The sequence below is a fragment of the Flavivirga aquimarina genome (assembly GCF_030540835.1).
Classification (GTDB): domain Bacteria; phylum Bacteroidota; class Bacteroidia; order Flavobacteriales; family Flavobacteriaceae; genus Flavivirga; species Flavivirga aquimarina.
This window is the reverse complement of record NZ_JAUOEK010000169.1, coordinates 26,761-40,588: the sequence shown is the minus strand read 5'-3', so window position 1 is coordinate 40,588 and position 13,828 is coordinate 26,761. Positions and strand designations below refer to the sequence as shown.

13 protein-coding genes and 1 tRNA gene are annotated in these 13,828 nt (G+C 29.9%); 4 read left to right on the top strand and 10 right to left on the bottom strand.

The window, feature by feature from the left end; all coding sequences use genetic code 11:
- Window positions 1-78: 78 nt before the first annotated feature.
- Entirely contained in the window at window positions 79-723 is a 645-nt protein-coding gene (locus Q4Q35_RS17685) for an O-methyltransferase (RefSeq protein ID WP_303279350.1), read from the top strand.
- A 10-nt stretch (window positions 724-733) separates the two neighbouring features.
- Here the strand turns inward: Q4Q35_RS17685 and Q4Q35_RS17680 are convergent, their stop codons facing one another.
- The 7 genes from Q4Q35_RS17680 to Q4Q35_RS17650 form a co-directional block, all read right to left on the bottom strand.
- Complete coding sequence (locus tag Q4Q35_RS17680; RefSeq protein ID WP_303279349.1) at window positions 734-3,019, bottom strand: ATP-binding protein; 2,286 nt, start codon at window positions 3,017-3,019, stop codon at window positions 734-736.
- Between the two features lie 129 nt (window positions 3,020-3,148).
- Window positions 3,149-3,436, bottom strand: coding sequence for a Sec-independent protein translocase subunit TatA/TatB (locus Q4Q35_RS17675; RefSeq protein WP_303279348.1), 288 nt, complete (start codon window positions 3,434-3,436; stop codon window positions 3,149-3,151).
- Window positions 3,437-3,518: 82 nt separating this feature from the next.
- Entirely contained in the window at window positions 3,519-5,777 is a 2,259-nt protein-coding gene (locus tag Q4Q35_RS17670) for a M1 family metallopeptidase (RefSeq protein ID WP_303279347.1), read from the bottom strand.
- 108 nt (window positions 5,778-5,885) lie between these two features.
- Entirely contained in the window at window positions 5,886-6,389 is a 504-nt protein-coding gene (locus Q4Q35_RS17665) for a DUF6702 family protein (RefSeq protein WP_303279346.1), read from the bottom strand.
- Between the two features lie 150 nt (window positions 6,390-6,539).
- A complete protein-coding gene (locus Q4Q35_RS17660) occupies window positions 6,540-7,340 on the bottom strand; it encodes a hypothetical protein (protein WP_303279345.1) in 801 nt (266 codons plus the stop codon).
- A 1-nt stretch (window position 7,341) separates the two neighbouring features.
- On the bottom strand, window positions 7,342-8,145 hold the full coding sequence (locus Q4Q35_RS17655; protein ID WP_303279344.1) for a carboxypeptidase-like regulatory domain-containing protein: 804 nt from the start codon (window positions 8,143-8,145) through the stop codon (window positions 7,342-7,344).
- A gap of 144 nt (window positions 8,146-8,289) precedes the next feature.
- Window positions 8,290-9,099, bottom strand: coding sequence for a carboxypeptidase-like regulatory domain-containing protein (locus Q4Q35_RS17650; RefSeq protein ID WP_303279343.1), 810 nt, complete (start codon window positions 9,097-9,099; stop codon window positions 8,290-8,292).
- Between the two features lie 126 nt (window positions 9,100-9,225).
- On the opposite strand from Q4Q35_RS17650, the gene pepE reads away from it, so the two are divergent.
- Complete coding sequence (gene pepE, locus Q4Q35_RS17645; protein ID WP_303279342.1) at window positions 9,226-9,933, top strand: dipeptidase PepE; 708 nt, start codon at window positions 9,226-9,228, stop codon at window positions 9,931-9,933.
- Between the two features lie 31 nt (window positions 9,934-9,964).
- Here pepE and Q4Q35_RS17640 read toward each other — a convergent pair.
- Together Q4Q35_RS17640 and Q4Q35_RS17635 are read right to left on the bottom strand one after the other, a co-directional pair.
- Window positions 9,965-10,037: transfer RNA gene (locus Q4Q35_RS17640), tRNA-Gly, on the bottom strand.
- A gap of 52 nt (window positions 10,038-10,089) precedes the next feature.
- A complete protein-coding gene (locus Q4Q35_RS17635; protein ID WP_303279341.1) occupies window positions 10,090-10,515 on the bottom strand; it encodes a GNAT family N-acetyltransferase in 426 nt (141 codons plus the stop codon).
- A 255-nt stretch (window positions 10,516-10,770) separates the two neighbouring features.
- Here Q4Q35_RS17635 and Q4Q35_RS17630 point away from each other — a divergent pair, with 255 nt between their 5' ends.
- Complete coding sequence (locus Q4Q35_RS17630) at window positions 10,771-11,538, top strand: M48 family metalloprotease (protein WP_303279340.1); 768 nt, start codon at window positions 10,771-10,773, stop codon at window positions 11,536-11,538.
- A 67-nt stretch (window positions 11,539-11,605) separates the two neighbouring features.
- On the opposite strand, the gene Q4Q35_RS17625 is transcribed toward Q4Q35_RS17630, so the two are convergent.
- The gene (locus tag Q4Q35_RS17625; RefSeq protein WP_303279339.1) at window positions 11,606-12,013 is read right to left on the bottom strand and encodes an ankyrin repeat domain-containing protein; all 408 of its coding nucleotides are present in this window, start codon (window positions 12,011-12,013) and stop codon (window positions 11,606-11,608) included.
- A gap of 247 nt (window positions 12,014-12,260) precedes the next feature.
- Here Q4Q35_RS17625 and gpmI point away from each other — a divergent pair, with 247 nt between their 5' ends.
- Entirely contained in the window at window positions 12,261-13,778 is a 1,518-nt protein-coding gene (gene gpmI, locus Q4Q35_RS17620; RefSeq protein WP_303279338.1) for a 2,3-bisphosphoglycerate-independent phosphoglycerate mutase, read from the top strand.
- The last annotated feature ends 50 nt before the right edge of the window (window positions 13,779-13,828 follow it).

The window sequence follows — 13,828 nt, the reverse complement described above, 5'->3', positions numbered from 1 at the left end:
TCTGATTGTTGATATATTTGTAATACTAATTTCACCAGTTATTAAAAATTAATTTCTGGTGTACATTTATGGAGAACCATGCATTTTATACCTGAAAAATTAGACGATTATGTTGTAAAACATTCTGAAGACGAACCAGACTTATTACAACAACTTAGTAGAGAAACTTATCAAAAAATATTACAACCCCGTATGCTTAGCGGACACTATCAAGGACGTATTTTGAGCATCATATCTAAATTAACACACCCAAAAAACATTTTAGAAATAGGGACTTACACCGGCTATTCTGCCTTATGTTTAGCAGAAGGAATACAAGCTTCTGGAGAATTACACACAATTGATATTAATGAAGAGTTAGTAGATTTTCAACGAAAGTATTTTGATAAATCGGGTTATGGGAATCAAATTTTTCAGCATACAGGAAATGCATTAAATATTATCCCTGATCTGGATATAAATTTTGATTTAGTATTTATTGATGCCGATAAAGAAAATTACCCTAATTATTTTAATATAGTTATCGATAAATTAAACCCTGGAGGTATTATTTTATCTGACAATGTGCTTTGGAGCGGTAAAATACTTGAAGAGTTACAACCTGATGACACCTCAACAAAAGCATTATTAGAGTACAACATCCTTTTAAAAAATGATAATCGCATTGAAACCGTAGTCTTGCCCATTAGAGATGGATTAACAATTAGTATGAAGCCTAAATAACAATCTTTATTTATGCTATTAAAACATTTTTTATAGATTCATTATTTTTCGGCAACCCTGTTTTGCTCAACTCTATATTTGTTTCAATAATTTGGTAAAATTCATAATTATCAAATGGCTTATAAATAACATCATTAAAACCATCTCCATTACAACCTTTTTTTACGCTGCCAACATCAGATGCTGTTAAAGCTATTATAGGAACACGAACATCAAATTCCCTGATATGTTTAGTTGCTTCCCTACCATTCATAATTGGCATATTAATATCCATTAAAATAAGATCAAACTTATTTTTCTTAGCAGCATTTAATGCTTCTAAACCATTGCCAACAACAAGATATTCATAATTAGCCTTTTTTAATAGATTTTGTGTGACGATCTGGTTTATCTTATTATCTTCAACTACCAGAATATTATATGCTTTATTTAAAGTTTTCGTTTCAACTTCATTCTTTGATTGCGTCTTATTCTTTTCTACTTTATCTATTTCAAAAGAAATATTAAAACTAAACATACTACCAGACCCTACTTCACTTTCAAGTTCAATTTCGCTATTAAACAACTCAACCAAGTTTTTAGTAATGGAAAGTCCTAAGCCTGTGCCTTGATAATTAATGTTATTATTTTCATCTAATTGTGAAAAATTATCAAAGATAGTATCGAATTTATGTTGCGGAATGCCACAACCATTATCTTCAATTTCAAAACGTATACTTACTTTTTCCTCATTTTTGTTTAACATAATAAGTCGGAAGTTAATATACCCGCTTTCAGTAAATTTTATACTGTTTCCTATTAAATTAATTAAAATTTGGGAAAGCCTTACATTATCACATTTTACACATTCCGGAAGTGCATCATCAATTAGTACATTAATTTTATTATTAGTTTCTTTTAATCTAAATTCGAAAGAATCAACAATATTTTTTACTAATGTTCTTAAATTAACCGAAGTGTTTTTTAATTCTATTTTTTGTGATTCAATTTTACTTACTTGTAAAATATCATTGATAAGATTCAATAAATAATCACCTGAATATTTTAGTGAATTTATAAGTTTTGTATCACTTTCACTCAAATCATTGTTTTCAAGCAGCAATGAAGTTATACCAACAACACCATAAAGAGGCGTTCTTAATTCGTGTGTTACATTTGATATAAATTTCGATTTTAAATCTGATGATTTTACAGCTTCATTTCTAGCAAATTCTAATTGTTCATTTTGATCTTTTAAAATATTAGTTAATTTTCTTTTAGAAATATAACTTTTATAAACTGTGATTAACGATATAAGAAACAGAAATAATACAACTGTAATAATAATATTTAAGGTTTTTACTTTATTCGTAATTTCAATTTGTTGTATACGTGCCGTATTCGCTATTTGGGCATCTTTTTTATAATCTTCAATAAGGAATTTTGATTCCATAATAGATTTTCGCTCAGATTGCGCTTCATTCGTATATTGATACATATAATTATTATATTTCAATAACGTCTGGTAAGCCTGTTCGTCTAAATCTTGCTTATCTAAAGATAAAACCAGTTTATCATAAACATTAAGTAAAAGTAAATTATACTGTTGCTTATTACCTGTATCGTTTTTTTCTAGAAATGCTAAAGCTTCATTAAATTTTTTGTTCGCATTACTAAATAATCCTTTTTCAATAAAATATAACCCTTTAGTATACTTTAAATGGCCATAAGCATTCGAATTCGCCTTATATTTACCTAAAATATTCTCTGCTCTTAAAAGATATATTAGTGCTTTTTCTGTGAAATTATTCTCTAAGTATAATTGGCATAAATTAATTTGAATATCGAACAAAAGACCGTACTGATTATCAAGATTATTATGGTCTTTAACATTACCCGTGGAAGCATATTTCAAAGCTTTATCAAAGTAATAACGCACTTGATCTAATGATTTCTTTTCCTTATATAACTTTCCTAAATTTAAATACGAATTTGCTATTAAATAATTATCGTCAATTTTTAATGAGAATTTAAGTGACTTAATAAATCTACTCTCGGCAGTATCATACTCCTCTATAGAATTATAAATTTGACCTTGAGTAAAATTAGCTAATGCGTTACCATAAACATCATTAATTGATTCTGATAATCTTTTAGATTCATTAGATAAGGATAGTGCATTTACCATCTCATTATTATCATAAAATCGTAAAGCACCAGAATTTAAACTATCAATTTGAAAGATAATGTGTTTATCATCTTGAGAAAAAGATAAGGTTATGATACTGAGAAAACATACAAGTAGGATTGTTTTCATTTTGGTTAGATTTTTATAGATTTGGTTAGGCTAATATATTTTCCAATAAATGAGAAACTTAAAATATTCGTTGAAAACACAAATTAATCCGACAAGAAGTAAATAATCGATTATAATCGTGAAATGAGACTAAAATTTGCGTTTAACCGAACCTGTAAAATCGTCTAAATCGTCTTTAACCTTATTAAGTTCTTTCTTAACATCATCTGTGATACTTGTATCTATGCCATTTTTATCGGCTGTTTTGGTAATTTCATGCTTAATGTCGTTGGTAGCATCTTTAAGAGTACGCATCCCTTTACCTAAGCCACGAGCAATTTCCGGTAACTTATCCGCACCAAAAACCATAATAACAATAAATAGTATGAATGCTATTTCTGCACCACTAATAAATAAAAATGTAGCTTGTTGTATCACAACGCAAATATAGTGAGTTTGTTTGTTAGAATAAAAAAGCCGATTGTAAAATCGGCTTTTTTATTCTAATATTTTATCTATTTTATCCTTTAACCTTTTCTTTAAATTGGTCAAAATCGCTTTGCTCTACTTTTTTGGGCCATGAATTATTAGACATATCTACATCGGCAGTTTCCAAATCTGGATCTACCATGATATTAGTAATTGCTTTTTGAGTTTTAAAAACCTTTTTTACTTCTTTATCATTGTATCTCCAAATTTGTGCTGGAAATGTTTTTCTTTCTTTTGTTCCATCTTCATAAGTTAACTCTAAAATTATTGGCATTACCAATCCGCCCGGTTTTTCGAAAGTAACTTCATAAAAATATTTTGGTGCATCACCTAATCGTGCTTTTTCTTCTGCACTTAAACTATTTATATGATTATTTAACGATGCAAAGTCTGAAGCGTTTTTTGCATCTTCTGGAATAACGCCTTCTTCCGATTCTGCAAAATAAATCAACTTATCTTTATATTCATCAAGATTAAAATTATTCTGCTTTGCAATTTCTTTAGCTTTTTCAGTTGGTTTGTCTGTTAAATAGTAACTCTTAACTTGTTTAACACCTATGTCGGTATAATCTGTAGTATAAAACCATCCTCTCCAAAACCAATCTAAATCCATAGCAGAAGCATCTTCCATACTTCTAAAAAAGTCTGCAGGTGTTGGGTGTTTAAACATCCAGCGTTTTGAATATGTTCTAAAAGCATAATCAAATAACTCAGGCCCCATAATAGTTTGTCTTAGCATATATAATCCTGCTGCTGGCTTAGTATAGGCATTAGGCCCAAATTGATACACATAGTCTCCTTGCGACATAATTGGAGAAATATGGCTTTGATCTCCACCCATATATGGAACAATATCTTTAGGTAGATTACCTGTTATAAAATTAGGGTCGTAATCTAATTCTGCTAAGGTTTCTACAAATGAATTCAAACCTTCGTCCATCCATGTCCATTGGCGTTCATCACTATTTACAATCATTGGAAAAAAATTATGACCAACTTCATGGGTAATAACCCCAATCATACCTCTTTTTAATCTTTCTGAATAAGTCCCATCTGGGTTAGGCCTCCCATAATTAAAACAAATCATAGGGTATTCCATGCCCATTTGTGCATGTACGGAAACGGCTTTATTATACGGATAATCAAAAGTAAGCTTAGAATATTCTTCTAATGTATTGGCTACAACCCTTGTTGAATGTTCTTCCCAAAGCGGATTACCTTCCTTTGAATATAAAGAAATTGCCATAACAGCCCTTCCATTTATATCTACAGCCATAGCATCCCATATAAATTTTCTTGATGTAGCAAAAGCAAAATCTCTTACATTATTCGCTTTAAAATGCCAAGTTTTAGTTTTTGCACTTCTTTCTGTTTCGGCTTTTTCGGCTTCTTCTTGAGTGACAATAAAAACAGGGTCTTTATATGATTTTTTAGCCAATTCAAAACGCTTAAGTTGTTCTTTTGTTAAAACGTCCTTTTTGTTTTGTAATACTCCTGTTGCTTCTAATTTATGATCTGCAGGTACTGTTAACTTAACATCAAAATCTCCAAACTCTAAAGCAAACTCACTACGTCCCCAAAACTGCATATTTTGCCAACCTTCAACATTATCGTAAACACAAAGTCTTGGATAAAACTGAGCAATTACATAATTATTATTTCCATCTGGAAATGCTTCATAGCCGGATCGGCCATTATCTTCAATATGGTTGTTAATATTGTACCACCATTTTATTTGAAACTTAAATACTTCACCAGGCGCTAATGGCTTGGGTAAGTTAATTCGCATCATGGTTTGGTTTATCATAAAAGATAAATCTGAACCATCCGAGTTTTGTACAGATTCAATATTAAAACCGCCGTCAAAAATCTTTTTTAAATTTGCTTTAGTGAAACTTATCGGTCCATTAAGTGGCGAGTTAAATTCTTCAGTTGTAATATCTGGGGTTTTTGAATCTTTAGCTCTCATGTTTTGATCGAGCTGCACCCATAAATACTCTAAATAATCTTTAGAATTATTATGGTATGTTATTTTTTCGTTCCCATAAATCTGATTTTTAGATTCATCCAAACGAATGTCCATTATATAATCAACTTTCTGCTGTGTATACTGGTAACCAGGAGCTCCGGAAGCGGTTCTGGTTGTATTAGGTGTAGGCAGCACATCTTTCATTTGCCTAAATTTATTCTGATCCGTATGGCCTTGAGGTTTTATTGCTTCTTTGTCTTGCGCAAAAAGACCAGTTGAAAGTAGAACTATAGCAAGGAAATAATAATTAAGCTTTTTCATTATTAATTTTTATGTTTTATTTAATAAATTCAACATTTTGATAAAAATAATTGAACCATTATTACTAAAAATCGAAAATAATAAATTAAGCAAGATTTTAACTTCTTTTTAATTAAAATTTAACAATACGTTATCTTTTTCGCGAATAAGAATAAAACTTTTTTGTTTAGAGTTTATTTTAGTCTTAATAATATTCTGCTGGTCTTCAAATAAATCGAATAAGACTTTATTACTAACTTCAAAAGATTCAACGTTACTAACTTTTTCTATTTCTAAATAACAACGCATAATATCTTGATCGTATTCTTTGCCTATAAAAGTAAGATATGCCTCTTCGTTATTAATTTTAATCTTTATTTTTTCTTTTAAATACTTACCAATATAATTATCGGTAGTTTTTGGTTCATCATTACCTGCTAACGTTATAGTTTCATCATAACGTTCGCGTAACAAATTTTCAAAATCGTCAATAAAAATTCTTGTTGTTATTTGTACAGATTGTTTCTCTTCAATAAAATTAATTTGGGTAACACTTATATAATATTTATGCAGACCGGTAAACGCAAAAAGCGGTATGATTAAAAAAAACAAAAATGGTTTAATCAATTTCATCTATATTATTTTTTGCTAAAGTAATTATTTTGGCGTTTTATAAACTTACCCTTTACTGTTTTAATTGTCTAATCTCCAGAATTTCATATAATCATATTATAACATAAATACATTTTGGTAATAAAAGTTTCAAAAAGCATTCCAAAAGTATTAGTCTTTACCAGATTCTAAATTATTTAAATATTGTTTGTACTTATGCCTTAAAAAAATCAGTATTTTAAAGTCGGTTTTATTTTTACAATATTTAATAAAATGTTCGTCATCTGCACAGAAATAGAAAAAATCCATTCTTAATTCTTCATCTAACGGATTAGATGCAAAAAAGTCTCGTGACAATCTCGATTTTATAATTAGCATAAGTGTTTCTTTTGTTTCAATCTCAACGCGCCTTTTTAACATTTTAGTTCTACCAGAAATCCCATTAATTATAGGGTCTAAAGAAGCTCCCCCCAATACCATTCCTATTAACATTTTAGGTTTAAAATCTCCTGCTTGACTTAGTCTACGTTCACTTTGTGTCGCTATTTTTCCCGTATATCCTGGAATACCAAGATCGAAAAAATTAACTGGTGGCTTTCCTTCCATATTAGCAATATCGGTAAGCAAATTTCCTGTTAAGACTTTACCAACTACGACTTCATCTAATTTATTAACTTGCTCATCTAAGTTTACTATAATTATTTTAGATATAATCTCATTTTTTGAAATGACAATCTCTTTTAATTTATGCTGAATAGATGAAAACATCAAAGAATCGTACAAAGAAACATTAATTTTAAACGCTCCATTTTTATCGGTGATGGTAAAAACCTGTGCTGTTTTATTAATAACGTGAATATTTTCAACATTGGCATTACTTTGAACTTTTCCAGATATTTCTACAGATTGAGAAACAGCTACTTGAAAAGAAAACAACATAAACATTATTATTATAGCCTTATTTTTTAACATCTTAATACTTTAAAAATAATTCACTTTGTTTTACTAAAAACTCAATAAGATATATTCTATTTTCACTCGTGAAAAGTTTTGGCTCAATCCCTTTTCTTTCTACAAAAGCAATAAAATCTGTAACATCTTCTAATGGTATATTTAAAGTTTCGCTTAAAAATTTATGGTCATAAACATCCAATATCCCTTTTAATTCTGGAACTGGTTTTTCTTCTGTTTTTCTCTTGTATAAATCATATTTGAGAGGTAAATCTTTTTTAAATAATAATTTAAAAATTTTCTCAACGTCGGGAAGATAATTGCGTGCTTCCGGGTTTATTACTGCTTTTAAATGATTCTGTACGGCCTCATTGTCAAAAGCTTTATCGTCATTATATTCAAAAGCCACATTCATATTTCCCATATCGATACGAATAGGGTCAACGGTTTTAACGTTTAACATATCTGTTACTAGGTTTCCTGATAGACCTGAAGAAAGTGTCACAGCATCTAATCGATTAACTTGCTCAATTAATTGTATTTTTAACTGTTTTGCTTTAAAAACGTCTGCATCAACAGTAATTGTAACGGTTTGAAATTGTAAGGCTGAAATTTCAATAGTATCATATAATGCTATTTCAATAACAAATTCCCCTTTTTCATTGGTAATGGTGCCTTTATTTGATGACGTATTAAAAATTGTTACAGCTTCTACATCATTGCTATCGGAAAGAAGCACACCTTTTATTTCTATTCTATTAATTGATTGACCACTTAAGTGAAGTGATAAAAAAAGGAGTATAAAAGAGGTAGGTGCTCGTTTCAAGTTGTTGAAATTAGAGCATAAAGAACGCTTTTAAAGTCTTAAATAAATTTAAAAACCATTCTAAACTTTTGTTAAAAACCAACTTGAAACTTAAAATAGTTTTTTAAGCTCATTTTTATTTCAATAGAAAAAGCTTAGATACGTTTATTGTTTTTTCTTGTTTAGTCTTAAAAACTCAATACTTTTTTTATTCAATAGTTCAAGAAAATCCATTTCTTTCCCATAGTTAAGTAACGAAAAGTCAAAATCATTACTTTCAACAAATCTTATAAACTCCTCAACTCGATGATTTGGAATATTAAAATTATCAACCAAAAACTCTGATCCAAAATAGTACTTTATCGATTCGACAGGAATATCGGGAATACCAGATTCTTTTTTGTTAATAACCTTCGATCTAAATAACGGCAATAATAATTGATCGACTACATTTACTATATTAAGTCCATTAATCATGGTTTGACGCTCAGAATTCATTGTAATGTTTTTTGTTTTAGACATATAATCATCCTTAAAACCGAAATCGTCACTATGTTTAATTCCGAAATACAAAGCATCTAATTTTGGCTCGAAAAAATCGGTGTTATCTACATCTGTATTTAAATTTCCTGATAACCCTTTTGACGATACAACAATCTCATCTAGCTTATATACTTCTTCAAATAAAAAGAGTTTTATTGTTTTAGACTTAATAATGGCTTCATTAACTCTAAAACTAATATTTTCGTATTGCAACGCACTTACTTCTATTAAGTCATCTAATGCCACAAGCAACATAAACTCTCCTTTTTCGTTAGTTATAGTCCCTTTATTTGATGATATATTATAAATAGTAATACCAGAAATATCACTACTTTCTACAATGATTCTCCCATTAACTGGTGCTCTCTTAATGTTTTGGGACATAATTTGCATGGCAGATAATAAAGTAAAAAAGTAAATAGCTTTTTTCATAATTGTATTTTTATTGAAAATAGTATTTTTATTAGACTTTTCTATATCAAAACTCATAAAAATTTCTTACACATAATATTAATGTTAGTTCTATAATAGCTAATTTTACTGTGAAAATTATTTTTTATGAAAAATATACTTATTGCAAGTACTTCAACACTTCATGGAAGTGGTTATTTGGATTATATTTTAGATGATTTAGCAATTCTCTTTAACGGAATTGAAGAACTTCTTTTTATTCCGTATGCAAGACCAAGTGGTATATCTCATGATGCGTACACCAAAATTGTTAACGCAGCTTTTTCTAAAATAAATATAAATGTAAAAGGTATTCATACATACAAAGATCCTATTGATGCTATAAAAAACGCCAAAGCCATTTTTACAGGTGGTGGTAATACATTTGTTTTAACTAACCAGCTTTATAAAAACAATTTAATTGACGTCTTACTAACGGTTATAAAAAACGGAACGCCTTATTTAGGTACTAGTGCAGGAAGTAACATTTGTGGACTTACTATAAAAACAACTAACGACATGCCTATTGTGTATCCACCAAGCTTTAATGCATTAGGTCTTGTTCCTTTTAATATTAACCCACATTATTTAGATCCAGATAAAAGTAGCAAACATATGGGTGAAACCAGAGAAACCAGAATAAAAGAGTTTCATAATTTCAATACCCAGCCTGTTGTTGGCTTACGAGAAGGTAGCTGGTTAGAAGTAAAAGATAATTCTATTATTTTAAAAGGACATTTAACCGCTCGTGTTTTTGAATACAACAAAACACCTTACGAAGTGCCATCTGGAACCGAGTTAAACCATTTAAAATAAAAAAGCTCCATATTTCTATGAAGCTTTTGTGAGCGGGAGACCAGGTTCGAACTGGCGACATTCAGCTTGGAAGGCTGACGCTCTACCAACTGAGCTACTCCCGCATTATTAACGCTGCAAATATATACAAACTGTTAACTCTTTTGCAAGAAAAAATTATAACTTTTTAAAAAAATGATATCCTAAAATATTAAAACCTTCATTATAATAAAATTTATGAGAAGCATAATTACTTACATATGTGTTTAGTTCAATAGCTTCATAGCCTTTTTCTAAAGCATATTTATATATCCATTCAAAAAACTGCTTCCCCAAACCTTTTCCTCGATAAGCCTCATCTATATAAACATGATCTGCTTCCACACTTTTACCAGAATAATGCCTTGTACAAAACCACAGGCCTGTAACGCCTATTAAATCATCATTATCATATATCACGGCACATTCATAATTTTGAGTAATCATTTCAGAAAAACGTTGTTCTAAAACAGCATAAGAAATTTTATTACTGTTTAGCTTTTGTACCAAAGGAATAACAGCATTTATATTTTCTTTTTCTATAATTTTAAATGTAATAGACATAATATATATTTTATAAAATGAGTGCTTAAAATTAATTCTATTTTAATAACTGTTCTAGTGACTTTTAATAAAATATAGTGTCTAAATACATAATTGATTTTATTTAGCTGCATATTAATTTTAAACGAGTCAATTTAGTATAGAAAATTTTTATATTTTTAATTGCAATAAAGAATTTCAATGAAAATTTTATCTGCCCATAGATCTATAATAAAGTTGAATCTCAAAAAAATTCTTTTCTATTAAACTAAAAAAATGAGAGGAAAAAATCTAAAAGTCAGATTATTAATAGGTGCAGCCATTGCATTATTTTTTGTTTTCAAAAGGTGCAGCCAACAAGAAGTAAACCCTTATACCGGTAGGACACAAACCATATCTATGACACCAGATAAAGAAATTGCCATAGGTTTACAAAGTGCTCCTCAAATGACACAACAACACGGAGGGCTACATCCAAACAATCAATATCAAGCTTTAGTTGATAATGTTGGCAATAAACTAGTAAACAATAGCATTGCTAAAGGCACACCTTATCAATACGAATTTCATTTACTGGCAGATCCTAACACTATAAATGCATTTGCATTACCTGGAGGGCAAATATTTATAACCCATGCTTTATTTGCTAAATTAGAAAACGAAGACCAATTAGCCGGAGTTTTGGGTCACGAAATCGGGCATGTTCTAGGTCGTCATAGTGCTGAGAGAATTGCAGAAAGTGAATATTGGCAAGGATTAGCCACTGCCGGTTCTGTTGGTGCAGATATGGGTGGTCTTGTAAATAGTATTGGTCAAAATACTCTACTGACTAATGGAAGAGATGATGAGTTGGAAAGCGATGACCTTGGTGTTCTTTTTATGCTCAATGCCGGTTATAACCCCGAAGAAATGATTGGTGTTATGAAAATTTTAAAGGCTGCAGCCGGCCCAAATCGAGTTCCAGAATTTCAAAGCACGCATCCAGATCCAGATAATAGGATTGAAAAAATTCAAGAAGCTATAGAAAAGTACAAAAACCAATAAAATAAAAAAGCCTCGAAATTCGAGGCTTTTACGAGTGACTAACTCAAAATAATTATTTATTTTATAATTATTTTCTCTTTTTTGATTTGGCTTCGACTATAGCTTTTTTTATAATCGCGGCTGCTTCTTTTGCGCCATGTAATTCTGCATATTTTAATGCTGTCATTTTTTTAGCAGATCTTGCTTTTAAATTAGCGCCTTTAGCTATTAAAAGTTTTAAAATGTCTACTCTGTTAAATTTAGCAGCGTACATTACAGGGGTCATTCCATTAGACATTTCATTTACATCTGCACCTCTATTAATAAGTTTTTTTACAGTTTCTAAATCGCCTTTAGCAATTGAAACGCAAAATGAGTTTACTTTAAATACAAACTCTGCATTTGTATTATTAATGTTTTTTGTAATAGGTTTGGCATTAACAGTTACAATAGAGAAACATAATGCAATGGCTGTGATAATGATTGATTTTTTCATGATGAAAGTTTTAATTTGATTTTTATAGTTGTTTTTTGATATACTAAAGAGACGACATTAATTTCAATCTGTTACACAAAAAATAATAAATAACACATTTTTAACTTTTTTTTCACAAATAATTAACTGAACGATTCTTTTTTTCAAAACCTCGAAAAAACCCCAAAAAACCTCGTATTTAGAATGCTATTTCCGTATTATTTTGTACAACTTCTTTATCTTTGTTTTATATAAATTTTAACAAAAAATGAATAAAAAAGTTATCTTAATGATACTTGACGGTTGGGGTAATTCACCAGATCCTAAAGTTTCTGCTATCGATCATGCAAACACGCCTTATATAGACACTCTTTATAAAAAATATCCATTCGCCACGCTAAGAACCGACGGATTACATGTTGGGTTACCTGAAGGTCAAATGGGAAATAGCGAAGTTGGGCATATGAATCTTGGTGCAGGACGTATCGTATACCAAGATTTAGTAAAAGTTAATTTAGCTGTAAAAAACAAAACATTAAATAACGAAAAAGTACTGGTAGATGCATTTAACTATGCTAAAACTAATAATAAAAATGTTCATTTTTTAGGATTGTTAAGTGATGGTGGTGTACACTCTCATATTAATCATTTGTTAGGATTATTAGATGCTGCTAACGATTTTGGATTAACCAAAACTTTTGTTCATGCATTTACAGACGGTCGTGATGTAGACCCTAAATCGGGTTATGGCTTTCTTACCGAATTAGAAGATCATTTAGAAAAAACAAATGGCAAATTAGCTACGGTTACTGGTCGTTACTACGCCATGGATAGAGATAAACGTTGGGAACGTGTTAAATTGGCTTATGATGCTATGGTAAATGGCATTGGTGAAACCTCTACTAATGTCACTGAAACTATTCAAAAAAGTTATAAAAATGATATTACTGATGAATTTATCAAACCTATTATTATGGTTGATGAATCTGGTAATCCTCAAGCAACTATAAAAGAAGATGATGTTGTTATCTTTTTTAATTTTAGAACAGATCGTGGTAGGGAATTAACTGAAGCTTTATCGCAAACTGATTTCCATGAGCAAAACATGCACAAATTAAATTTGTATTATGTAACACTTACAAATTACGATGAAACTTATAAAAATGTAAATGTTATATTCAATAAAGATAATTTAACGGAAACATTGGGTGAGGTTTTAGAAAAGCATGATAAAAAACAAATCCGTATTGCTGAAACAGAAAAATATCCGCACGTTACATTCTTTTTCTCTGGTGGGCGTGAAACCCCTTTTAATGGAGAAACACGTATTCTAAGAAACTCGCCAAAAGTAGCTACATACGATTTAAAGCCCGAAATGAGCGCTTACGAATTACGAGATGCATTAATTCCTGAGCTACAAAAAGGTGATGTTGATTTTGTCTGTTTAAATTTTGCAAACGGCGATATGGTAGGTCATACAGGTGTTATGGAAGCTGCCATAAAAGCTTGTGAAGCGGTAGATAAATGTGTAGAAGACGTTCTTACTACAGCTTTAGAAAATGGCTACACGACACTACTTATAGCCGATCATGGAAATTGTGAAACCATGATAAATCCAGACGGTTCACCAAATACAGCACATACAACAAACCCTGTTCCTGTAATTTTAATCGATACCGAATTAAAAAGCATTAAAGATGGTATTTTAGGTGATATGGCGCCTACCATTTTAAAGTTAATGGGTGTTGAACAACCAGAATCTATGACACAGCATGCCTTGGTTTAAATAAGCAAAAAATAAATTGTTTACTTTTGTTATAAACCCAAGTTTTTAAC